Source organism: Salipiger abyssi (assembly GCF_017311415.1).
Lineage (GTDB): Bacteria > Pseudomonadota > Alphaproteobacteria > Rhodobacterales > Rhodobacteraceae > Salipiger > Salipiger abyssi_A.
On sequence record NZ_JAEKIS010000004.1, the window covers coordinates 32,766 to 54,255 of the forward strand.

The window sequence follows — 21,490 nt, forward strand, 5'->3', positions numbered from 1 at the left end:
CTGAGCGCGGCTCGGATCGGACTGATAAGTGTTGCCATAGGTGTATAATTAAGAAATAAGTGATGCTTATCATTTTTCGGGGGCAAGATGGACACGGGACAGATGCGGGCAATCGTCGTTCTCGCCGAAGAACTGCATTTTGCCCGAGCCGCGCGCAAGCTCGGCATCAGCCAGCCGGCGCTGTCGCAAAAGATCCAGAAGGTCGAAACCGAGATCGGCATGACACTCTTCGACCGGGGCCAGCGGCATGTGGCGCTGACGCCTGCGGGGACGGCTCTGGTGGGCGATCTGCCCGAGCTGCTGACCCGCATCGACACGGTGCTGGCCCGCGCGGGCCGCATCGCGCGGGGCGACGAGGGGTTTCTGCGTGTGGGCTTTGTCGAGAACGCCAGTTTTCACCTTGTCCCTCATGTGATTACCCGGCTGCGGCGGCGCTTTCCCAATGCTCAGATCGAACTGGTCGAGATGATCTCGCCCGACATTCCCGACGCGCTGGCGCGGGGCGATATCGACGTGGCGCTGACCCGGCCTTTGCCCACCGATACGCTGCGGGTGCATGAGGTGATGCGCGAACGCTATTTCGTCGCGCTGTCCGATGGCGACCCGCTGGTGCGGCAGGACGCGGTGCCGGTGCGCGCGCTTGGCGGGATGACCTTCATCGCGGCCGCCGGGCGCAAGTCGAACTACCTGCGCGGCCAGTTCGCAGCGTTGTTCGAGCGGCACGGTTTTCACCTCGGCATCGGGCAGGAGGTGAACCAGCTACCGGCGATCATCGCGCTGGTGGCGGCGGGGGGCGGGTTCACGATTCTGCCGCGCTCGGCCACCGGTCTGTCGATTCCCGGCGTCTGTTACCGTCCGATTCGCGACGCGGACGCACCCGAGGCGGTGCTGCACGCGTGCAGCCGCGAGCATGACACCAACGCGCTGGTGCAGGCTTTCTTCGCCTTCGCACTGGAGCTGCGCAACCGGGTTTAGGTCACGCCGGCCCGCACCAGCGCGGCAATGGCGCTGTCGAAATGTTCGGTCATCACACGTTCGGCCTCTACGCTGTCGCGGGCGGCGATGGCGGCGGCGAGGCGGGCGTGACATTGCAGGTTCTCCAGCCGGTTTTCGCGGGTGGCGCGCGCCTGCCAGCCGATTTCCCAGATACGCCGTGTGATGGCGCCGTAGCTTTCGATGAGCAGCGCAAAGAGCGCATTGCCCGAGGCGGCGCCGATCTCGGTATGCAGCGCTACGTCCAGCTCGCGGATCTCGCCCGGGTCGCCATCGATTCCGGTCAGCATGGCCTCGGCGATCTCGGTCATGCGCCGCGCCTGCGCCTCGCTCCGGCGCAACGCGGCTAGCGCGGCGGCGCGGATCTCCAGCGTGCGGCGCACATCCATCATCTGTTGCAGCGTCAGTTCGCCGGTATAGGCGGCGTGGTCCAGCAGCGTGGCCATGGCGGTGGGGCTGACCCCGGCGACGCGGGCGCGGCGGCCATTGCCGACCTCGACCACGCCAAGCGCGGCCAGCGCCCGCATCGCCTCGCGCACCACGTTGCGCGACACGCCCAGCCCGGAGGCGATGGTCTGCTCGGCGGGCATCGCGTCGCCCACCTTCAGGCCCTCATCGCGGATCATCTGGCGCAGGTCCTGCATCACCTGATCGACCCGCCCGGGCTTTTTCTCGTCGGTCATCGGCAAACCTATCCTACAATTCCTTGCATTCTGATGGTCCAAAATGCCAATACTGCCGCAACAGAGTTTGCCCCGCGACCGGCCCGGCTGCAACCGCCGACCGGCGCCGCCCCTCAGGAGGTGCCTAAGATGACCGCCAAGATCCGCCCCCAGGACCTGCGTTCCGCCAAATGGTTCAACAATCCCGACGATCCGGAGATGACCGCGCTCTATCTGGAGCGCTACCTGAATTACGGGCTGACGCGCGAAGAGCTTCAGGGCGGTAAGCCGATCATTGGGATTGCCCAGACCGGTAGCGATCTGTCGCCCTGCAACCGCCACCATATCGAGTTGGCCAAGCGGGTGCGCGACGGCATCATCGCCGCCGGCGGCATCCCGATGGAAATTCCGGTGCATCCGATTCAGGAGACCGGCAAGCGCCCCACGGCGAGCCTTGACCGCAACCTCGCCTATCTCGGGCTGGTCGAGGCGCTGCACGGCTATCCGATCGACGGTGTGGTGCTAACCATCGGCTGCGACAAGACCACGCCGGCGCTGCTGATGGCGGCGGCGACGGTGAACATTCCCGCCATCGCCTTTTCGGTGGGTCCGATGCTGAACGGCTGGTTCAACGGCGAGCGCGCCGGGTCGGGCAGCGTGATCTGGAAGGCGCGCGAACAGCACGCGGCGGGCGAAATCGACGATGACGGGTTCTTCGATCTCGTGGCTTCGTCCGCGCCGTCGGTGGGCTATTGCAATACGATGGGCACCGCCTCGACGATGAACTCGCTGGCCGAAATCCTGGGGATGCAGCTGCCCGGTTCCGCCGCGATCCCGGCGCCCTATCGCGAGCGCGGGCAGATGGCGCGGGCCACCGGCGCGCGCATCGTCGAGATGGTGTGGGAGGATCTGCGCCCGCTCGACATCCTGACGCGCGCGGCGTTCGAGAATGCCATTGTCGGCTGTTCGGCGCTTGGCGGCTCGACCAATGCGCCGATCCATATCAATGCGATTGCCGCCCATGCGGGCGTGACGCTCGACAATGACGACTGGCAGCGGCTGGGCCACAAGGTGCCGCTGCTGGCCAATATGCAGCCCGCCGGGATCTATCTGGGCGAGGATTTCCAGCGCGCGGGTGGCGTCCCCGCCATTCTGGGCGAACTGATCGAGGCCGGCCTGCTGCCGCATCCGCAGGCGGGCACTGTCGCGGGCCAGCCACTTTCGGCGGGGGCCATCCGCAGCCACGAGCCCGAGGTGGTGCGCCCGGTCGATGGCGCGCTGCTGGCGCATGCGGGGTTCATGAACCTCAAGGGCAATCTCTTCGACAGCGCGATCATGAAGACCTCGGTCATTTCCGAGGATTTCCGCGCCCGCTACCTGTCCAACCCCGACGACCCCGAGGCCTTCGAAGGCACGGTCTTTGTCTTCGACGGGCCGGAGCATTTCCACGCCACCATCGACGACCCGGCACTGGCGGTCGGGCCGGACGCGGTGCTGGTGATGCGCGGGGCGGGACCGCTGGGCTATCCCGGCGCGGCGGAGGTGGTGAACATGCGCCCGCCCGCCTATCTGCTGAAACAGGGCGTGCAGGCGCTGCCCTGCATCGGCGACGGGCGGCAATCGGGCACCTCCGGTTCGGCCTCGATCCTCAATGCCTCGCCCGAGGCGGCGGCGGGCGGCAATCTGGCGCTTTTGCGCAACGGCGACCGCATCCGCGTGGATCTGCGCAAGGGCCGGGTCGATGTGACGTTGACCGAGGCAGAGCTGGCCGAGCGTCGTGCGGCGCTGGATGCCGCTGGCGGCTATGCCGTGCCGGAAAGCCAGACGCCATGGCAGGCGATGTTCCGTGCCGGTGTGGCGCAGCTCTGCGACGGCATGGTGCTGAAGGGCGCGCCGGAGTTCCGCGATATCGCGCGCAAGCATATGCCGCGCAACAATCACTGAGGAGGCGACGATGCCAAGGCTGCTATCCGTGGGCGAGGCCCTTGTCGAACTGGCGCCCTCGGGCGAGCCGGGACTGTTTCGCGCGGGCCATGCGGGCGACACGCTGAACACTGCCTGGTATGCCCGCGCCATGCTGCCGTCCGACTGGCGGGTGGCCTATTACACCGGGGTCGGGGCGGACGAGCCTTCGGCGGGGCTGCGGGCGCTGCTGGAGGGTGCGGGGATCGAGGCCGACCGGCTCTTCACCCATCCCAAACGCACGCTGGGTCTCTACATGATCGCGCTGAAGGATGGCGAGCGCAGCTTTACCTATTGGCGTGACAGCTCTGCCGCGCGCACATTGGCAGAGGATCCGGCGCGGCTGGCGGCAGCGCTGGCGGGTTGCGACGTAATCCACCTTTCGGGCATCACCGTAGCGATCCTGCCGCAGGAGGATCGCGACAATCTGCACGCGGCGCTGGCGGCGCTGCCCGAAACGGTGACCGTGGTCTTCGACCCGAACCTGCGTCCGCGCCTTTGGGAAGACGCCGAGACCATGTGCCGCGAGGTGACGCGCTTTGCCGCGCTGGCGAGCATCGCATTGCCCAGTTTCGATGACGAGGCGGCGCATTTCGGCGATGCCGATCCGGAGGCGACACTCGCGCGCTATGGGGCGCTCGGCTGCGCCGAGGTGGTAGTGAAGAACGGCGAGGGGCCGGTGCATGTTGTTGCGCATGGCGTGCGGTTCGTCAGCATGCCCGATGCGGTGACCCGCCCGGTCGACACCACCGGGGCGGGGGACAGTTTCAACGGCGGCTATCTGGCGGCGCGACTGACGGGGGCCGAGGCACAAGAGGCGGTGGCCCAGGCGCAGGCGCTGGCGCGGAAGGTCGTTGGCTGGCGCGGGGCGCTGATGCCGTTCGACCGGATCACCGGCTGAGGGATATGAACGGGCCGGCGCGGATCTTCCGCCCCGGTCCTTGTCCCTGTAGCCGTCTCAGCTCCGTTTGCGCGGGCGTACCGTTGTGATCGTCACATAGACCAGCATCACCGCCGCGATGGCGAGGATCGTCGCGCTGATCGGGCGTTCGAGAAAGATCATCGGCCCGTCGCGCGACAGCAGCAGCGCCCTGCGGAAGTTGTTCTCCAGCACCGGCCCGAGGATCATGCCGATGATGATCGGCGCCAGCGGGTAATTCGCCTTGCGCAGCACATAGCCGATCCCGCCAAAGGCCAGCATCACCCAGAGGTCGAAGACCGAGTTTTGCAACGCATAGGTGCCTAGCGTCGAGAGCAGCAGCACCAGCGGCAGCAGCCAGGCCTTGGGCACTTTCAGCACGGTGCCAAAGAACGGCACCAGCACAATGCCCAGCACGATCAGCACCACATTGCTGGCGAGATAGGCGAGAAAGATCCCGCCCGCTACATCGGCGTGGTACTGGAACAGCTCGGGGCCGGGGAAGAAGCCCAGCAGGAACAGCGCGCCCAGCAGCACCGCGGTCGAGGCGTCGCCCGGAATGCCCAGCGACAGGGTCGGGATCAGCGCGCCGCCGCAGGTGCCGTTATTGGCCGCTTCGGTGGCGACGACCCCGCCCTCGGCGCCCTCGCCATAGGCTTCCGCTTCCGAGGCCAGGCGCTTGGCCACCGCGTAGGAGACAAAGGCGCTGACATCGCCGCCGGCGCCGGGAATGGCGCCAAGGCCGGTGCCCAGCAGCGCCGAGCGCACCACGTTCCAGCGGTGGTTGACGATCAGGCGGAAGGCGCGGAATGAGATGCGCAGCTTTTGGATCTGCGGGCGGTCGCGGAAATTGCCGCCCTCGATCTGCACGAACAGCTCCGAAAGCGCGAAGAGCCCGACCACCACCGCTACGAGGTTCGGGCCCGAGGTCAGGTTGATCGTGCCGAAGGTGTAGCGATAGGCTTGGGTGAATTCGTCGGTGCCCACCGTCGCCACCGCCAGCCCGAGCCCGCCCGCCAGCATCCCCTTGATGGCCGAGCCTTCCGAGACCACGGCGATGGTCAGCAGTCCGAGCAGCGCCATGGCGGCATATTCCGGCGGCGCGAAATTCAGCGCGAAATCCGCCAGCACCGGCGAGAAGAAGATCAGCACGATGCCCGCGACCAGCCCACCCAGCGAGGAGGCGGTGATCGAGAGGCCTATCGCGTCCTGGCTGCGGCCCTTCTGCGCCAGCGGGTAGCCGTCAAAGAGCGTCGCGGCGGCCAGCGGCGTGCCGGGAATGCGCAGCAGAATGGCCGAGATCGAGCCCCCGGCGGAGCCACCGACATAGACCGCGATCAGCATCGCCATGGCGGGGATCGGGTCGAGATGGAACGCCACCGGCAGCAGCAGCACGATCCCCATCAGCGGCCCGAGCCCGGGCAGCACGCCGATGACGAGGCCGCCGATGATGCCGAGCACCGTCAGCAGCACGGAGGCGGGAGAGAAATAGAGGGGCGCGCCCTCAATCAGCAGGTCGAACACGGGACGCGGCCTATCCGAACAGGGTGAAGTTGAAGATGCCGAGCGGCAGAACCACGTTCAGCAGCCCTTCGAACACGGCGGCCACGATCAGCGTGGCCGCGATGGCGCCCGCCAGCGAAGCGATGGGGCCGAGGCCGAGCATTGCAAAGAGCAGCGTCAGCAGGACCGGCGTCGCGATGTAATAGCCCAGCCAGCCGAGGCACAGCAGATAGGCCACGAAAAGCGCGGTCGCGATCATGGCGAGCCGCGTGGTCGGCGTGGGATCGAGCGGCGAGTGCTGCGAGATCCGCCCGGCGACGATGCGCAGCGCGTTCACCGCGGTCAGCCCCAGCAGGATCCAGGCGATGATCGCGGGATAGGCGGCGGCGTTGGACATCGGCCCGCCCGAGGCCACGCTCTGCTCGGTCAGGGAGGTCGCGTTCTGCCAGAAGATCAGCAGCGGCACCGCGCCGATCAGCAGCCAGGCAAGCCAGTCATAGGCATGTTCACGCAGTTTCATGTTGGTCTTCCGGTTGCGGCGAAAGCAGGACGGGCGGCCGCTGTAGCGTGCCGCCCGAACGCCTGTGCAAAGCGTCGGGTCAGAGCCCGTTCAGCTTCTCGGTTTCCCACTCGATGGCCTTTTGGCCGTGCTCCAGCTCGCCGGCGACGGCGCCGACGATTTCCTCGTACTGGTCGGGCGAAAAGCCGGTCGGCACATAGCCCATGTCCAGCAGGCGCTGATGCACGTCGTCGCGCTTCAGCGCTGCTTCCATGGCGTTGCGCAGGGTGGTCACGACATCCTCGGGCGTGTCCTTGCGCACCAGCCACCAGTTCCAGCCCGAGGGGCTGAGATTGGCCATGCCGATATCGATATCGAATGCGCCGACCAGCGGTGCGCCGCCATAGGTGGTCGAGGCATCCTCCATGTCGGACAGCACCGCCAGCACCTTCATGTCGGCCTTGTTGACGTTGTAGACGCCGGGATTGGTGACCATGAAATCGAGGATGCCGCCGCGCATGTCGCGCACGGCCACGTCGATCTCGGGGTAGGGGACAAGCTGCGCAACGGTGTCGGTGGCCATCAGCGTCGCGGCGCCGACCATATGCGGGATGCCGCCCGCCACGCCGGGAGAATAGCGCAGATCGCCGGGGTTCTCTTTCATATAGGCGATGAGATCCGAGAGATCGTCGAAGCGGTCGTCATCGGCGCGCACGGCAATGGCAAAGCTGTTCGAGGTGGCCGACCACAGCGGGGTGAAGTCCTGATAGGTCCAGTCGGCATTGCCCTTCATCGGCTGGATGACCAGCGGCGCGACATAGCCGTCGAAGAGCGTATAGCCGTCGGCATCGCGCGACAGCGCGGTCTCGAACGCCTTCACGCCGCCCGCGCCGGGGGTCGAGACCACCGAGATGTTCACGCCCAGCTCCTCGCCCATGGCGTCGGCGATCACCTGGCTGGCTGCCATGGTGGCGCCCGGCGCCCAGGGGTAGATGCTTTCGATATTGCGCTCGGGAAATTCTGCCAGCGCGGGGCCGGCCAGAGCGGCAAGCCCGAGGGCCGCCGCGACGAGGCGAGATGTCAGTGTCATGATGTTCCTCCCAATCATGCGGTTTCTTTCAGGGTCAGCCCGTACCAGTCATAGGTTTCTGCGGGCGCGTCATGTGCGCGGAATTCGGCGGCGGCCTGCGCCACGAGGCGGGCCTGCACCGCCGGATTTGTCACCGGCGCTTTCTGCGCCGGATCGGCGGCGAGGTCGTAGAGCCGGGTGACGTCGTCGTCAAAGCCCAGACCGTCGTTCATCGGCACGCGCTTGGCGTCGGGCAGGGCGTCGATGGCCATCAGCGGCACGCCCTTGGTAAAGTCGAAGCCCGGCACCATGTGGGCGGTCTTCAGCTCGGCGGCGGTGAAATGCCCGGTCATGTGCTGTGGCGCGAGCGTGTATTCCTTCAGCCCCGGGGCGCGCCAGTCCACCGGGTAGTGATAGAGCACATGCCGCCCGTCGGCGATGCCCACCGGCCCGCCGAAGATGCCGAACACCGCGCTGTCCCGTACCTTGCCGGACGTGCCCGCCAGCAGCGGCGCGAGGTCATGCGCGCGCACCTCCGGCGGCAGCGCGGCGCCGTGCAGCCCCAGCAGGGTCGGCATGATGTCGGGCGTCTGGGTGACCGCATCGCAGCGGGTGCCGGCGGCCTGCGGATTGCGCGGATCGTGGATCATCAGCGGGATGTGGCTGATTTCCTCGTAATAGGGCATCCGGCATTTGCCCCACCAGCCATGCTCCGACAGCAGGAAGCCGTGGTCGGTGGTGACCACGAGCGCGGTGTCCTTCCACATGTCGTGCCGGTCGAAATAATCCAGCAGGCGCCCCAGATACTCGTCGCACATCGCCACCAGCGCGGCGTAGTTGGCGCGGATCTCGTCGATCTCGGCCGGATTTTCGGTGACGCGGGCATAATAGGGCCAGTCGAGCGCGCCGCCGTTGTAACCGGTGGGGAAGGCGTCGCGGAAGCGTTCGGGCGCGTGGAACGGCTCGTGCGGGTCGAAACATTCCAGCATCAGCAGCCAGTCGTCCGCATCGCGGTTGCGGTCGAGGAAATCGAAGCCCGCGGCAAAGCATTTCGGGCCGGGGAAATCGGCCTCGTCCTGCATGACCTCGCGGTTCACCATATGCTGGAACCGCTTGCTGGAGCGGTCGAGCGGATAGTGTTTCTCCGAGAACTCACGGCGGAATTTCTCCAGCGGCGGCGCCACCATCGGCACCCAGGGGTCGTATTCTTGCCCGCGGATGAACTCCCAGCTGTCGAAACGGGTGTGAAAGCCCGCGCCGCCATCCTCGAAGTAATGCACATGATCGGTGATGAGGTGCGAATAGACGCCCTTGTCGCGCAGGCAGTCGGCAAAGGAGTTGTCGAAGGCTTCGAGCGGCCCCCAGGAGCGGTGCATGAAGTTCAGCCGCCCGGTGTGAAGATCGCGCCGCGCGGGCATGCAGGGCAGGGAGCCGGTGTAATGCTGATCGAAGCTCATCGAACGCGCGGCGAGCCGGTCGAAATTCGGCGTGGCGATGGCATCGCCGCCGTAAGCGCCAAGCGCCGAGCGATTCAGGCTGTCGAAAAGCAGGAAAACTGTGCGCATGGCTCCTCCGGTCCGGACGGGACCATGGACGAAATATAACGATAGTGTAAAATAGAAATGTAGCTGTTAGCGATACAGAGAATTTATCAATGTCCTCCTTCGATGCCTTCCTGAACCGCCGGCTGCTGCATTTCCTGGCCACCGCCGATGCGGGCAACATCCACCGTGCGGCGGAAACGCTTGGCCTGTCGCAACCGGCGCTGACCGTCAGCCTGCGCAATCTCGAACAGGATATCGACGCGACGCTTTTCGAGCGCTCGGTCAAGGGGGTTACGCTGACCCCGGCGGGAGAGCTGTTCTACCGCCACGCGGGCGCGTTGCGCACCGCCTCGCGTCAGGCGCAGGACGAGCTGAAGGCGCTGCGCACCGGCGAGGCAGGCACGCTGCGCATCGGCGCGGGGGTGGCCTGGTCGGCGACGGTGCTGCCGCAGGTGCTGCGCGATTTGCGGCGGGATTATCCGGGCCTTGCCATCGACCTTCTGACCGGGGTGGGCGATCAGCTTGCCATGCAGTTCGCCGAAGGGCGCATTGACCTGCTGCTGGTGGCGGGCGGGCTGGCCGGTCACGAGCTGAGCGATGCGCGGCGCGAACAGCTTGTGACCCTGCCGATGCGGCTGGTCGTGTCGCATGATCACCCGCTGGTGGGGCGCGGGCCGGTCGGGGTCCGGCAGCTCGCGGGGTATGACTGGGTCGGCTTTTACGACGACGACAGTTTCGTGCAGCTTGCGGCTTTGCTGACGGCGCGCCACGGGCTGGCGCCGCCGCGCATGGCGATGCGGGCGAATTCGGTCGCCGCGCTCAGCACCTTTGTGCGCGGCACGGATGCGGTGATGGTGGTGATCTCGTCGCTGGCCTCGGCGATGCGCGACGACGACCTGGTGACGCTGCCGCTCGAAGAGCCGCTCTGGGACATGCCGGTCAGCCTGTGCTGCCGCGAGCTGGTGGCCGGCCGTCCGGTGACGCGGGACTTCACCGAGAGGCTGCGTCGCGCCATCCTGGCGGCGGTCGAGGGCGGCTAGCCCGCGTCGGCGGCCACCCGGAACCCGCTGTTCGAGGTCGAGCTGTCGGGGTCATTCCTGGTGCGGGAATGGACGTGGTAGCGGTCGCAATAGCTGACATGGCAGAGGAAGGATCCGCCGCGCTGCACCTTGCCCGTGCCGCTCTCGGGGCCCTTGGGGTTGCGCAGCGGGCCGGGGCCGGGTGCGCGCGGGCCGAACCAGTCGGCGACCCATTCCCAGACATTGCCGGTCATATTGTAGAGCCCGTAGCCGTTCGGCTCATAGGCGGTGACGGGGGCGGTGCCGACAAAGCCGTCCTCGGCGCTGTTCTCGTCGGGAAAGCGGCCCTGCCAGGTGTTCATGGCATAAGCGCCGCCGGGCACCAGCTCATTGCCCCAGGGGAATTTCTTGTTGACCAGCCCGCCGCGTCCGGCACGCTCCCATTCGGCTTCGCTCGGCAGGCGCAGCCCGGCCCAGCGGGTATAGGCCAGCGCGTCGTACCAGGTGATATGCGTCGCCGGATGGTCTTCGCGGGTCGTCACATCGCTGCCGGGGCCTTCGGGCGCGGCCCAGTAGGCGCCATCGACCTTGCGCCACCAGCGCAGGCCCGGCGGATGCTCGGGCCAGTCGTCGGCGCACGCCAGCAGCAGGTGAAAGACATAGCTCCAGCCCTCGTGCTCGGCGACCGTGCGGTATCTGGTGGCGGCCACGAAACGCGCGAATTCGGCATTGGTGACGGCGGTCGCCGAGATGCGGAACGGGTCGAGCCGCACCCGGCGGCGCGGGCTGTCGAGATCGGCGGCAAAGGTCGATTTGCGCGCCCCCATCTCGAAGAAACCGCCGGGGATCGGGCGCAGCTCCGCAGCCAGCGCGGCCCGGGTGCTGTCATCGGCAGGGCCGATCGCAAGCGCCCGGCGCAGATGCGCGTCGGTGATCTGCTCACCGCCGGCGGGGGCACAACAGGTCGGTTTTTCCTCGGTCATGGGGAGGCTTTCGTTCAGCAAGCAGGAGCGGTTGCTCTTATAGGAGCCCATGCGCGCCGGGCCAAGGCGGCATATCCGCCCGCCGGATAGGCGCGGCGGACCGGCCGTCAGGGCGTGACTTCGGGCAGTGCGGCGCGCAGCTCGCCCACCGGTCCCCATCGGCGCAGGCAGGAGGCGCGTGTCAGCGCCAGGAAGCGCCGCGTCACGGAGGACAGTTCGACCCGCGACAGGCAGAGAATGCCCGAGACGAAATTCGGGCTCTCGGGGTCTTCCATCAGCGGCACGAGATCGAAGCGTTGGAAGATCGGCGCCATGGTTTTGGCCGTCGAAAGCAACAGTTGCGAACCGCGCATGGTCTCCAGCGCATGCAGCATGGTGTTGCTGCGCCGCGCAAAGACCCTGCGTGTGCGCAGGGCAAGGCTGGGATCGAAGTCGTATTCGAAGCGGTGATTGATCCAATGATAGTCGAGCAGATCGGCGCGCGCGATCTTCGCCCGGTCCAGCAACGGATGGGCCGCGTCGCAATAGATGTCGTAGGGTGCCTGAAGCAGCGGTTCGAAAACATAGCGCCCGGTCGCGAGGGTTTCAGGCGCGACGATGCCGAACGCGAGATCGTAATTCCGGGTTTCGATACCGCGCAGCCGCGCGTTGTGCTCCAGCAGATCCACCTGCACGGTGACCTCGGGGGCCTCGGCGGCGAAGGCGTTGACCACTTCGGGCAGCACGCCATAGCCCCAGCTGTCGCCGCAGCAGACCCGCAATGTCAGCCGCTGCTGTTCGACGAAATGGCCGATCTCCTCCTGTGCACTCTGCAAGGCCCGCACCGCTCGGCTGGCATAGAGATAGAGCGTCCGCCCGGCTTCGGTCAGCTCCATGCCCGACCCGGTGCGGCGGAAAAGGCGCGTGCCGAAAGCGTCTTCGAGCTGCCGGATGGTGCGGGACAGCGCCGGCTGCGAGACGTTCAGCTCGTCCGCTGCGGAAGAGATGTTGCGGCGGTCCGCAACCGCAAGGAAGCGTTGGTAGTCGACGAGCATCGCGCGGCCTCATGGTATGCGTTTTGTTGATACCTTATTCGAATTTGATATTTGCGGGAAGGGGAACATTCTGCGACACCCTCCGCGAGGAGGAGGCACCATGCCCGGAAAAACCAATAGGGGTCTTTGGCCCCTTATCATGCCCACCTTTCTGGCACTGGTGGCGATCACCGTGCTTCCGATCCTCGTGACGCTCGGTATCAGTTTATTCTATGTCGATCTCACAATGCCCGGCATGACCCGCTTTGCCGGCCTCGAAAACTATTTCGAGCTGTTCCAGGATTCGCGCTTTCTCAATTCGCTGACGGTCACCGCCAAGCTGATCTTCATTCCCGTCGCGCTTCAGATCGTCATCGGGCTGCTGCTGGCGATGGTACTCAAGGAAAAGCTGCCGGGCACCGGCTGGATGCGCATGGCCTTCCTGCTGCCAGCGGTGATCCCGCCGGCCGTCAGCGGCCTTGTCTGGAAGCTGTTCATCGTGCCAGGTGCCGGCGGTCTCAGCTATCTCGGCCATGTTATCGGCGTGGATCTGAGCCTCGATCTGCTCAGCATGCCCGGCAGCGCCCTGACGCTGGTTATCGTTACCTCGGTCTGGGTCGGCACGCCCTTTGTCGCGCTTCTGATGCTCTCGGCGCTCGAAAGCCTCGGCGAAGAGCAATATGAAGCCGCCCGCATCGACGGCGCCTCGTGGTTCCAGGCGCATTGGCACATCTCGCTGCCCGAGATCCGCCCGGTGATCCTCACCGTCGCCGTGTTCCGCATTCTGGAGGCGCTGGCGATCTTTCCGATCATCTTCGTGCTGACCGGCGGCGGGCCTGCGGGCGCCACGGAGCCGATCAACTACTATGCCTATGTCAACGGGTTCGAATACCTGCGCGTCGACTATGCCGCCACGATCATCTTTTTCTTCTTCGTGGTGATGATGGGCATCTGCTCCCCCTTCCTGATCAATATCGCGCGCCGCGAAAGCAGCGAGGAGGCCCGCTGATGCTGCGCACCCGGGAAAAGATCTTCTGCTATGTCGTCGCCTTCGCGTTCATCCTGTTCCTGCTGGCGCCGATTGTCTGGCTGCTGTCTACATCGTTCAAGGGGCAGCTCGACATCTTCGCCGACCCGCCGCGGCTGATCGCGACGGTCACGCTCGACAATTACCGCGAGGTTCTGGGCGACCGCGACTTCATGCACTCGTTCCTGAACTCGATTCTTGTGTCGAGCGGCACGGTCATCCTGTCGATGATCCTGGCGCTGCCTGCCGCCTACGGGCTGTCGCGGCTGCGCTCGAAGACCAAGGTGGGGCTCCTGTCCTGGGTGCTGCTGGTGCGCGCGGCGCCGGGGATGATCTATGTGATCCCTTACTTCATGGCCTTCAACGAACTTGGGCTCATGGACACCAAGGCCGGGCTTATCCTGATCAACACGGTGTTTACCGCGCCGCTGGCGATCTGGATCCTGATTTCCTTTTTCGACGGCGTGCCCGGCGAGATCGAGGAAGCCGCCTTTGTCGATGGCGCGACCCGCTGGCAGACCTTCACACGCGTGGCGCTGCCGATGGCGGCGCCGGGCATCGCCTCGGCCGCGATCCTCGTTTTCATCTTTTCGTGGAACGAGTTCCTGTTCGCGCTGACCATGACCCGCTTCGAGAGCAAGACCGCCGCCGTCGCGATCCTGAACTACATGGGCTACGAGGGCACCGAATGGGGCAAGATCGCCGCCGCCGGCATCCTGATCCTGCTGCCCGTCGCCATCTTCGCAATCGGTATCCGCAAGTATTTCGTCCAGACCTCCGCCGGAGGGGTGAAGGGATGACGACGATGTTTCACCAAGGGAGGAAAACCATGAAACGCTTTGTAAACAGGCTGGCGACAGGTGTCGCGTTCGCCGCGCTGACGGCAGGTGTCGCCAGCGCCCAGGACAAGCCCTATGAGGGTGTCACCCTGCGCGTGCTTAGTACCCAGCAGCCCTGGGACACCGCTGTAGAGGCGATGATCGACGAATATGAAGAAGAGACCGGTGCGCGGGTGGTTTTCGACCTCTACGCCTTCGGGCAGGCGGTGCAGAAGGTGGGTGTCGAGCTGTCCACCGGCTCTTCGGCCTATGACGTCTTCTTCCTCGAAGCCTCGGACGTGCCGCGCTATGCCGCCGGCGGACGCCTGGCGCCGTTGAGCGTGATGGCGGCGGATGCGGATTACGACGCCGAGGATCTGATCGCCTCGACCCGCGAAGCCTTTACCTATGACGGTGAGATCTATGGCGTGCCCTATTTCGCCGCCACGCAGCTCTACTACTGGAACGCCGAGCAGCTTTCCGAGGCCGGGGTCGATGCGCCGCCCGCCACCTTCGAGGACATGCTCGCCATGTGCGAGACGCTGAAGGAAAAGGGCATTGCCCCCTGCACCGCGCTGCGCGGCAAACCCAACACCTCGGAGAACATCTGGTACTGGACGCAGATCATGCTGGGTGAAGGCGGCCACTGGGTCGCGGATTTCCCCAATGACATGACCCCGACGGTCAACTCGCCCGAAGCGGTGCGTGCCGCCGAGATCTATGCCGAGCTGCTCACCGAACACGGTATTCCGGGCTCGGTTTCCGCCGGCTATGACGATGTGGTTGTCGCGATCCAGCAGGGCAACGTGCCGATGGTCGTCGAGGGCGCGCCGCTGGCGGGCCGCATTCTCGACCCTGAGCTGTCCAAGGTCAGCGGCAAGCTGGGCTTTGCTCCGCCGCCGGGTGGCTCGGCCGGGCTGCAAGCGCCGTTCACCGCACAGGGCTGGGCCGTCGGCGCGGCTTCGCGCAACCTCGAAGCCGCGCAGGATTTCGTGCTCTGGGCGACCTCGAAGGAAACCGTCAAGGCGGTGACGCTGAATTCGCCCTTCGTGGCCGTGACCCGCGACTCGGTCTGGGAAGATCCCGACTTCATCGAAGCGCATGGCTATGATTTCGGCAACGGCTCCTTCACCGAAGCCTATGCCGAGGCGCTCGCTGCCGGTGACCCGCTCTACCGCCTGCCGATCCCGGAATTCCGGTCGATGGGCGACCGCGTGGGCCTTGCCCTTCAGGAGATCGTAACCGGAGAAGCCTCTGCACAAGAGGCGCTCGACGAGGCGCAGGAGGACGTGACGCGCATCCTCAAGCGCGGCGGTTACCTCGACTGATGCCCTGACGCGATGGCCGGCGGCGGCAGGTCTCTCCTCTCTGCCGCCGCCGGTCTGCTGCCGATCCGTATTCACGCCACCGCGCCAGCGGCGCGGCAACGCAAGAGCCTTGCCCGATGACCCGACCCAACATCCTGTGGATCTGTACCGACCAGCAGCGCTGGGATACGATCCGGGCGCTCGGCGCCGCGGCGGCGCAGACCCCGCATCTCGACCGGCTGACGGAGGAAGGCACCGCCTTTACCCGCGCCTATTGCCAGAGCCCGATCTGCACCCCCAGCCGCAGCTCGTTCCTGACCGGCATGTACCCCGCCGCGCATCAGGTTCAGCGCAATGGCAACGCTTATTTCCCCGACCACCTGACACTGGTGCCGCAGATATTTCGCGATGCCGGCTATCGAACCGGGCTGATCGGCAAGCTGCATCTCTCGGCGGCACAGAACCGGATCGAAACGCGGCCCGAACGCGACGGTTATGAAGAATTCTACTGGTCGCAGCACCCGGGCAACGACTGGCCCGAGGGTCACGATTATGCCGACTGGCTCGCCGAGCGCGGCCAGAGCGCCGCGGCCTTCGACGAAAGCCACGACCTCATCAGCCATCCGGTCACCGCCGAGCATAGCCAGGTTGCCTGGGCGGCGGACCGCGCGCTGAGCTTTATCGACCGCGCCGACGGGCGGCCGTGGATGCTGACGATCAATGTCTATGATCCGCACCCGCCCTTCGATCCGCCGAAATCATGGTATGACCGTTTCGATCCGGCGGATATGCCGCGGCCGGTCTTCGCCGAGAGCGATCTTGCGCATCACGACCGGCTGAAGGGCGTGGATCAGCAGACGCAGGCGCCGGGCGATCCGATGCGCCTGCCCGATCCGGACGCGCCGCAAGCGGCGACCCATGACAGCCCGCCCGAACGCTACGACGTGCTGGCGGTGCGCGCGGCCTATTACGCCATGGTGGCGATGGTCGACGACATGGTCGGCCAGCTTCTCGACAGGCTCGACGCCAGCGGCCAGCGGCAGGACACGCTGGTGCTGTTCATGAGCGATCACGGCGAGATGCTGGGCGATCACGGGCTGCTCTACAAGGGCTGCCGCTTCTACGAGGGGCTGGTGCATGTTCCCATGATCCTGTCGCAGCCGGGCCGGGTGCAGCAGGGCGTGAAGGCCACCGGCCTGGCCGAGCTGGTCGATATCCCTGCCACGCTCTGCGATGCGGCAGGGCTCGAGGTGCCGGTGCAGAACCAGGGCCGCTCGCTCTGGCCGGTGCTGACCGGGCAGGCACCTGCCGACGAGATCAAGCCCTATGTGCTCTGCGAATATCACGACGCGCTGGCCTTTCCCGGCAGCACCGGCTCGCGCGGGTCGATGTATTTCGATGGGCGCCATAAGCTCGTTGTCTATCATGATCTCGAAACCGGCGAGCTTTTCGACCTTGCCGCCGATCCCGGCGAGTTGCACGACCTCTGGACCGACGAGGGCAGCGCCGGGCTGCGCGCCGAGCTGGTTCTGAAACATTTCTCCGCCATGATGCGCGTCACCGGCGCGGGTCCTGAGCGCGTGGCGAATTTCTAGGTCCGCCCGGACCCGGATGGAAGGAAACCCGATGGCAGACGTCACTCTCAACAAACTCACCAAGAGCTTCGGCCCGGTCGAGGTCATTCCCGAGCTGGACCTCACTATTCCCTCGGGTTCGTTCACCGTGCTGGTCGGCCCTTCGGGCTGCGGCAAGTCCACGCTGCTGCGGATGATCGCCGGGCTCGACGATCCCACCACCGGCGGGCTGGAGATCGACGGCGACAACGTGCTGGGCAAGCAGCCCTCGGATCGTGGTATCGCCATGGTGTTCCAGAGCTATGCGCTCTATCCGCATATGAGCGTGCGCGAGAATATCAGTTTCGGGCTGCGCCTCGCCAAGACCGATCCCACCGAGATCGACGCCCGCGTCGAGGAGGCCTCCAAGATCCTGCAACTCGACCCGCTGCTCGACCGCAAGCCCAAGCAGCTTTCCGGCGGTCAGCGCCAGCGGGTCGCCATCGGTCGGGCCATCGTGCGCCACCCCAAGGTGTTTCTGTTCGACGAGCCGCTGTCCAATCTCGACGCGGCGCTGCGCGGGCAGATGCGGGTCGAGATCATGGAGCTGCACAAGCGGCTCAAGGCGACGATGATCTACGTCACCCATGACCAGGTCGAGGCGATGACGATGGCCGACCGCATCGTGGTGCTGAACAAGGGCAATATCGAGCAGGTTGGCGCGCCGCTGGAGCTTTACGACACGCCGCAGACGCCGTTTGTGGCCGGCTTCATCGGGTCGCCCAAGATGAACATGATCGAGGGTGCCGAGGCAGAGGCCCATGGGGGGGATCTGCTGGGCGTCCGGCCCGAGGACATCACGCTGTCGACCGAGGGCAGCGGCTGGTCCGGCCGGATCACCCTGATCGAGCAGCTTGGCAGCGACAGCTACGCCCATGTCGTCACCGAACACGGTGCGATGATCGTGCGGTGCGGGCGTGAGGCTTCGGACTGGCTCGACCGCGAGGTGGTGCTGACCCCGGCCTCCGACAAGCTGCATATCTTCCGCAACGGTCATCGCGTCAGCGCCTGACCACCCATCCAGGATCCAGAAAATGACGGAACAGACAGCCCTCGTACTCGAAGAGAAGGGCAAGCTTTCGATCCGCGACATCGACCTTGCCCAAAGCGTCGGCCCCGACGACGTGCAGATCGCCATTCACACCGTCGGGATCTGTGGCTCTGACGTGCATTACTACACGCATGGCCGCATCGGCCAGTTCGTGGTGAACGCGCCGATGGTACTCGGCCACGAGGCGGCGGGCACGGTAACGGCGGTGGGCGACCGGGTGAGCCATCTGGCCGTGGGCGACCGGGTGTGCATGGAGCCGGGCATCCCCGACATGACCTCGCGCGCCAGCAAGCTCGGCATCTACAACGTCGATCCGGCGGTGACCTTCTGGGCCACGCCGCCGATCCACGGCTGCCTGACGCCCTCGGTCGTGCATCCGGCGGCCTTTACCTACAAGCTGCCGGACAACGTCAGCTTTGCCGAAGGCGCCATGGTCGAACCTTTCGCCATCGGCATGCAGGCCGCCGCCAAGGCAAAGATTGTGCCGGGCGATGTGGGTCTTGTGATCGGCGCCGGCCCCATCGGCGTGATGACCGCACTGGCCGCGCTCGCGGGCGGTTGCGCGCGGGTGATGATCTATGACGTGGTGGCCGAGAAACTCCAGGTCGCGGGCCAGTACGAGGGCGTGATCGCGCTCGACCCGGCGCGGCCTGTGGACACACAAGTGCTGGAGGCCACCGGCGGCTGGGGCGCGGATGTGGTGTTCGAATGCTCGGGGCATCCGTCGGCGTTCAAGACGCTCTTCGCAACGCCTCGCCCTGGTGGCTGCGTGGTCTTTGTCGGCATGCCGGTGGACGATTTCCGGTTCGATCTCGTCGCGGCGCAGGCCAAGGAGCTGCGGATGGAGACGGTGTTTCGCTACGCCAATGTCTACGACCGCGCCATCGAGTTGATCGCATCGGGAAAGATCGACCTCAAGCCGCTGATCTCGGGCACCTTCCCCTTCGAGCAGTCGGTCGAGGCCTTCGACCGCGCGGTCGAGGCGCGGCCCACGGACGTCAAGCTTCAGATCACGCTGCCCGGCTGACCGGGCCGCCCCGGCCCGGAGCGGTCTCACGGCCGGGGCGCGTTTGCGTCAGCCCGCCTTTGCGCCCGGCTCGATCACCACGGAAGGATCAAGGGGTTTGACGGGGGGGAACTGTAGGCCGCGCTGACCGGTCAGGCCGCGATTGTCCATGGCCGCGCGCTCGGGCGCGGGGCAGCCGATGAGCGTGCCGTCGCTGACCCAGGACAGGTCTTCGCCATAGAGCTCTCCGAGCAGTCGCCGCTCCAGCGCGGCGCGGATCTCGGCACAGGCTGGATCGGCAGAGAGATCGCGGGTCTCGTTCGGGTCGTTGGCGAGATCGAAGAGCTGCACCCGGTTGCCCGCCGGATACCAGATCAGCTTGTGCGTCGCGTCGGTGACCATGCGCATGGCGCCGGCACCCTCCATCGCCTCGCAATAGAGATGATCGCGTTGCGCGGGCCCTGCGAGCGACTCGCCGCAGCAGCTTTCGGGGATCTCGATCCCCGCCATGTCGAGCAGGGTGGGCATGATGTCCTGCAACCCGGCGAGCCGGGTATCGACCGCCCCCGCCGCGAACCGGTCGCCATCCGGGCGGTCGAGCAGGATCATCGGAATGCCGACCGAGCCTTCCAGCATGGCGCGCTTGGCATAGAGCCCGTGATCGCCCAGCATGTCGCCGTGATCGGCGATGAACCCGATCACGGTGTTTTCCAGCAGGTTCTCTTCGCGCAGCGTGCCGATGATCAGGCGGATCTGGTGGTCGATATGGGTGCAGAGCGCGTAATAGGCACGCCGCGCCTCGGTCAGCCGTTCGGGCGTCAGCCGGTCCCAGTACGCGCGCATATTGGCCAGCGCATAGGGCAGGTCCGCGTCGCCAGACCAGTCGCTTTCGACCGGCGGCAGCACGTCGCGCATGCGGTAGCGGTCGAGGTATTCCGTCAGAGGCGCCAGCGGCGGGTGCGGATGGGTGTAGGAGACGTGCCAGAAGGCCGGGCGTGTGGGGTCGCGGCGCTTGATCGTCTTGCAGGCCTCGCGGGTGGTCCAGTTGGTGACGTGGTGGCGCTCGTCCAGATGCCAGGGGCGCCAGGAATATTCGTTGTTGCTCATGCCATGCATGAACTGCTCGCCCGCATGGCCCTGTTCGCCGAGATATTCGTCGTAATCGTCGAACCCGTCGAGCCCCGAGCGGCCCTCTTCGGCGAGCTTCACGTCGTCAAAGCCGATCCGGTCGCGGGGCGGGAAGACATGCAGCTTTCCGATTGCCGCGGTCTGGTATCCAGCGGCGCGGAAACATCCCGCCAGCGTCGGCATGTCGGGCATGCGCAGGTCGGGGCGGAAGCGGCGGTCGCCATGCGCGCGCGCATTGGTGCCGGTCATCAGCCCGCGCCGCGCCGGTCCGCAGATCGGGGTTTCGGAATAGGCGCGGGAAAACCGCGTGCCGCTGGCGCAGAGCCGGTTGAGCGTCGGCGTTTCGATGTCGCTGCGGCCTGCGGCCTCGATCAGATGGCCGGGCCATTGGTCGACGCAGATCAGCAGGAAGTTCGTGTCGTCCATCGGGGGGTCCTTTGTGTGTCAGTCGCCGATCGGATGCGGTTTGTCCGTCGGGGTGAGGGGCGCCAGCGCGGTGCGGATGCGGCGCAGCTTTTCGCGGGAGACATCCGGCGTTCTGGCCGCGGTGGCGGCGGCGAGCATGTCGATGACCGCCATGAAGGCCACGCGCGAGGCGGTGGGTTTGAAGAGATCCGCCGCCTCGGGCGGGTCGAGGGTGATCGCGATATCGCAAAGCTCTGCCAGCGGCGTCGCCGGGCGGGTGACCGCGATGGTCTCGGCGCCGTATTGACGGGCGATCTGCACCGCGTCGGTGAGCTCGGGGGGCCGGCCGCTCTGCGAGAGCGCGACCAGCGCGTGGCCGGGCTCCAGCGTGGCGGCGAGCATGCGCGCCAGATAGCCGTCGGCATGGGCCTCGCTTGCCTTGCCGAGCCGGAAGAACCGGTTGGCGGCATCGCGGGCGAGCACGGCGGAACCGCCGCCCACGCCAAGGAAAACGATCCGCTCCGAGCCCGCCAGCGCCTCCGCCGCCCGTTCCAGCGCGGCGGGGTCGAGCGTGCTGCGGGTCTGTTCCAGCGCGGCGGTCATGCCGTCGACGATCTGGCCGATCAGGTCGTCGGGCCGGGTGGCCACGGTGGCGGGATTGCCGAGATAGTGCATCGAGGCGGAGACGTTCATCGCCAGCCGGATGCGGAATTCCTTGAACCCGCTGCACCCGAGCGTCTGACAAAACCGGTTCACGGTGGCGACGGAAACATCCGCGCCGGCCGCGATTTCCCCGAGATTCTGGTGCACGGCACGGTCGAGATGGTCGAGCACATAGGCCGCGACCCGGTTTTCCTGCCGCGACATTCCCTCCTGCCGCGCCCGCAGGCGCGAGATGAGGTCGATGGGGCCGGTGTCGGGATCTGCCATCGGGTGCCTTCCCAGAGCGGAGTGAAAATGTAATATTTT

General features: G+C 66.3%; 19 protein-coding genes. 10 read left to right on the plus strand and 9 right to left on the minus strand.

The genetic code is table 11. The features are described from left to right. The first annotated feature begins 87 nt into the window (after positions 1 to 87). Entirely contained in the window at positions 88 to 975 is an 888-nt protein-coding gene (locus I6N89_RS06990; RefSeq protein ID WP_207017538.1) for a LysR family transcriptional regulator, read from the plus strand. On the opposite strand, the gene I6N89_RS06995 is transcribed toward I6N89_RS06990, so the two are convergent. After that, positions 972 to 1,676, minus strand: coding sequence for a FadR/GntR family transcriptional regulator (locus I6N89_RS06995; protein WP_207017539.1), 705 nt, complete (start codon positions 1,674 to 1,676; stop codon positions 972 to 974). The genes I6N89_RS06990 and I6N89_RS06995 overlap by 4 nt on opposite strands. Before the next feature lie 129 nt (positions 1,677 to 1,805). Here I6N89_RS06995 and I6N89_RS07000 point away from each other — a divergent pair, with 129 nt between their 5' ends. Next, positions 1,806 to 3,599: an IlvD/Edd family dehydratase gene (locus I6N89_RS07000; RefSeq protein ID WP_207017540.1), complete on the plus strand. Its 1,794-nt coding sequence runs from the start codon at positions 1,806 to 1,808 to the stop codon at positions 3,597 to 3,599. A 10-nt stretch (positions 3,600 to 3,609) separates the two neighbouring features. Continuing rightward, positions 3,610 to 4,518 carry a sugar kinase gene (locus I6N89_RS07005; RefSeq protein WP_207017541.1) on the plus strand — a complete coding sequence of 303 codons (909 nt, stop codon included), beginning with the start codon at positions 3,610 to 3,612 and terminating at the stop codon, positions 4,516 to 4,518. Between the two features lie 57 nt (positions 4,519 to 4,575). Here the strand turns inward: I6N89_RS07005 and I6N89_RS07010 are convergent, their stop codons facing one another. The 4 genes from I6N89_RS07010 to I6N89_RS07025 all read right to left on the minus strand — a co-directional run bounded on the left by I6N89_RS07010 (position 4,576) and on the right by I6N89_RS07025 (position 9,172). Beyond that, a complete protein-coding gene (locus tag I6N89_RS07010) occupies positions 4,576 to 6,060 on the minus strand; it encodes a tripartite tricarboxylate transporter permease (protein WP_207017542.1) in 1,485 nt (494 codons plus the stop codon). Positions 6,061 to 6,070: 10 nt separating this feature from the next. Continuing rightward, positions 6,071 to 6,559 (minus strand): tripartite tricarboxylate transporter TctB family protein, encoded by a 489-nt coding sequence (locus I6N89_RS07015; protein WP_207017543.1) that lies wholly within the window; start codon positions 6,557 to 6,559, stop codon positions 6,071 to 6,073. 79 nt (positions 6,560 to 6,638) lie between these two features. Next, a complete protein-coding gene (locus I6N89_RS07020) occupies positions 6,639 to 7,628 on the minus strand; it encodes a Bug family tripartite tricarboxylate transporter substrate binding protein (protein ID WP_207017544.1) in 990 nt (329 codons plus the stop codon). A 14-nt stretch (positions 7,629 to 7,642) separates the two neighbouring features. After that, on the minus strand, positions 7,643 to 9,172 hold the full coding sequence (locus I6N89_RS07025; RefSeq protein WP_207017545.1) for a sulfatase: 1,530 nt from the start codon (positions 9,170 to 9,172) through the stop codon (positions 7,643 to 7,645). An 89-nt stretch (positions 9,173 to 9,261) separates the two neighbouring features. Here I6N89_RS07025 and I6N89_RS07030 point away from each other — a divergent pair, with 89 nt between their 5' ends. Further along, positions 9,262 to 10,191 carry a LysR family transcriptional regulator gene (locus tag I6N89_RS07030; protein ID WP_207017546.1) on the plus strand — a complete coding sequence of 310 codons (930 nt, stop codon included), beginning with the start codon at positions 9,262 to 9,264 and terminating at the stop codon, positions 10,189 to 10,191. On the opposite strand, the gene I6N89_RS07035 is transcribed toward I6N89_RS07030, so the two are convergent. Together I6N89_RS07035 and I6N89_RS07040 are read right to left on the minus strand one after the other, a co-directional pair. Further along, the gene (locus I6N89_RS07035) at positions 10,188 to 11,153 is read right to left on the minus strand and encodes a formylglycine-generating enzyme family protein (RefSeq protein WP_207017547.1); all 966 of its coding nucleotides are present in this window, start codon (positions 11,151 to 11,153) and stop codon (positions 10,188 to 10,190) included. The genes I6N89_RS07030 and I6N89_RS07035 overlap by 4 nt on opposite strands. Before the next feature lie 107 nt (positions 11,154 to 11,260). Next, entirely contained in the window at positions 11,261 to 12,187 is a 927-nt protein-coding gene (locus tag I6N89_RS07040; protein ID WP_207017548.1) for a LysR family transcriptional regulator, read from the minus strand. 139 nt (positions 12,188 to 12,326) lie between these two features. On the opposite strand from I6N89_RS07040, the gene I6N89_RS07045 reads away from it, so the two are divergent. The 6 genes from I6N89_RS07045 to I6N89_RS07070 all read left to right on the plus strand — a co-directional run bounded on the left by I6N89_RS07045 (position 12,327) and on the right by I6N89_RS07070 (position 19,009). Next, positions 12,327 to 13,175 carry a carbohydrate ABC transporter permease gene (locus tag I6N89_RS07045; protein WP_207017549.1) on the plus strand — a complete coding sequence of 283 codons (849 nt, stop codon included), beginning with the start codon at positions 12,327 to 12,329 and terminating at the stop codon, positions 13,173 to 13,175. Further along, positions 13,175 to 13,993, plus strand: coding sequence for a carbohydrate ABC transporter permease (locus I6N89_RS07050; RefSeq protein WP_207017550.1), 819 nt, complete (start codon positions 13,175 to 13,177; stop codon positions 13,991 to 13,993). The genes I6N89_RS07045 and I6N89_RS07050 overlap by 1 nt, the downstream gene beginning before the upstream one ends. A gap of 29 nt (positions 13,994 to 14,022) precedes the next feature. Then, positions 14,023 to 15,339 (plus strand): ABC transporter substrate-binding protein, encoded by a 1,317-nt coding sequence (locus I6N89_RS07055; protein WP_207017551.1) that lies wholly within the window; start codon positions 14,023 to 14,025, stop codon positions 15,337 to 15,339. A gap of 116 nt (positions 15,340 to 15,455) precedes the next feature. Then, positions 15,456 to 16,913, plus strand: coding sequence for a sulfatase (locus tag I6N89_RS07060; protein ID WP_207017552.1), 1,458 nt, complete (start codon positions 15,456 to 15,458; stop codon positions 16,911 to 16,913). 31 nt (positions 16,914 to 16,944) lie between these two features. Next, a complete protein-coding gene (locus tag I6N89_RS07065) occupies positions 16,945 to 17,943 on the plus strand; it encodes an ABC transporter ATP-binding protein (protein ID WP_207017553.1) in 999 nt (332 codons plus the stop codon). 22 nt (positions 17,944 to 17,965) lie between these two features. Continuing rightward, positions 17,966 to 19,009, plus strand: coding sequence for an NAD(P)-dependent alcohol dehydrogenase (locus I6N89_RS07070; RefSeq protein WP_207017554.1), 1,044 nt, complete (start codon positions 17,966 to 17,968; stop codon positions 19,007 to 19,009). A 48-nt stretch (positions 19,010 to 19,057) separates the two neighbouring features. On the opposite strand, the gene I6N89_RS07075 is transcribed toward I6N89_RS07070, so the two are convergent. Beyond that, positions 19,058 to 20,542, minus strand: coding sequence for a sulfatase-like hydrolase/transferase (locus tag I6N89_RS07075; protein WP_207017555.1), 1,485 nt, complete (start codon positions 20,540 to 20,542; stop codon positions 19,058 to 19,060). Between the two features lie 18 nt (positions 20,543 to 20,560). Beyond that, positions 20,561 to 21,451 carry a MurR/RpiR family transcriptional regulator gene (locus tag I6N89_RS07080; RefSeq protein ID WP_207017556.1) on the minus strand — a complete coding sequence of 297 codons (891 nt, stop codon included), beginning with the start codon at positions 21,449 to 21,451 and terminating at the stop codon, positions 20,561 to 20,563. Between the last annotated feature and the right edge of the window lie 39 nt (positions 21,452 to 21,490).

Bases quoted from the DNA above. Each gene is read 5' to 3' on its own strand.
- I6N89_RS06995 (WP_207017539.1), bottom strand. From the start codon at position 1,676: ATGACCGACGAGAAAAAGCCCGGGCGGGTCGATCAGGTGATGCAGGAC.
- I6N89_RS07000 (WP_207017540.1), top strand. From the start codon at position 1,806: ATGACCGCCAAGATCCGCCCCCAGGACCTGCGTTCCGCCAAATGGTTC.
- I6N89_RS07005 (WP_207017541.1), top strand. From the start codon at position 3,610: ATGCCAAGGCTGCTATCCGTGGGCGAGGCCCTTGTCGAACTGGCGCCC.
- I6N89_RS07035 (WP_207017547.1), bottom strand. From the start codon at position 11,153: ATGACCGAGGAAAAACCGACCTGTTGTGCCCCCGCCGGCGGTGAGCAG.
- I6N89_RS07020 (WP_207017544.1), bottom strand. From the start codon at position 7,628: ATGACACTGACATCTCGCCTCGTCGCGGCGGCCCTCGGGCTTGCCGCT.
- I6N89_RS07040 (WP_207017548.1), bottom strand. From the start codon at position 12,187: ATGCTCGTCGACTACCAACGCTTCCTTGCGGTTGCGGACCGCCGCAAC.
- I6N89_RS07025 (WP_207017545.1), bottom strand. From the start codon at position 9,172: ATGCGCACAGTTTTCCTGCTTTTCGACAGCCTGAATCGCTCGGCGCTT.
- I6N89_RS07060 (WP_207017552.1), top strand. From the start codon at position 15,456: ATGACCCGACCCAACATCCTGTGGATCTGTACCGACCAGCAGCGCTGG.
- I6N89_RS07015 (WP_207017543.1), bottom strand. From the start codon at position 6,559: ATGAAACTGCGTGAACATGCCTATGACTGGCTTGCCTGGCTGCTGATC.
- I6N89_RS07055 (WP_207017551.1), top strand. From the start codon at position 14,023: ATGAAACGCTTTGTAAACAGGCTGGCGACAGGTGTCGCGTTCGCCGCG.
- I6N89_RS07070 (WP_207017554.1), top strand. From the start codon at position 17,966: ATGACGGAACAGACAGCCCTCGTACTCGAAGAGAAGGGCAAGCTTTCG.
- I6N89_RS06990 (WP_207017538.1), top strand. From the start codon at position 88: ATGGACACGGGACAGATGCGGGCAATCGTCGTTCTCGCCGAAGAACTG.
- I6N89_RS07030 (WP_207017546.1), top strand. From the start codon at position 9,262: ATGTCCTCCTTCGATGCCTTCCTGAACCGCCGGCTGCTGCATTTCCTG.
- I6N89_RS07050 (WP_207017550.1), top strand. From the start codon at position 13,175: ATGCTGCGCACCCGGGAAAAGATCTTCTGCTATGTCGTCGCCTTCGCG.
- I6N89_RS07080 (WP_207017556.1), bottom strand. From the start codon at position 21,451: ATGGCAGATCCCGACACCGGCCCCATCGACCTCATCTCGCGCCTGCGG.
- I6N89_RS07045 (WP_207017549.1), top strand. From the start codon at position 12,327: ATGCCCACCTTTCTGGCACTGGTGGCGATCACCGTGCTTCCGATCCTC.
- I6N89_RS07065 (WP_207017553.1), top strand. From the start codon at position 16,945: ATGGCAGACGTCACTCTCAACAAACTCACCAAGAGCTTCGGCCCGGTC.
- I6N89_RS07075 (WP_207017555.1), bottom strand. From the start codon at position 20,542: ATGGACGACACGAACTTCCTGCTGATCTGCGTCGACCAATGGCCCGGC.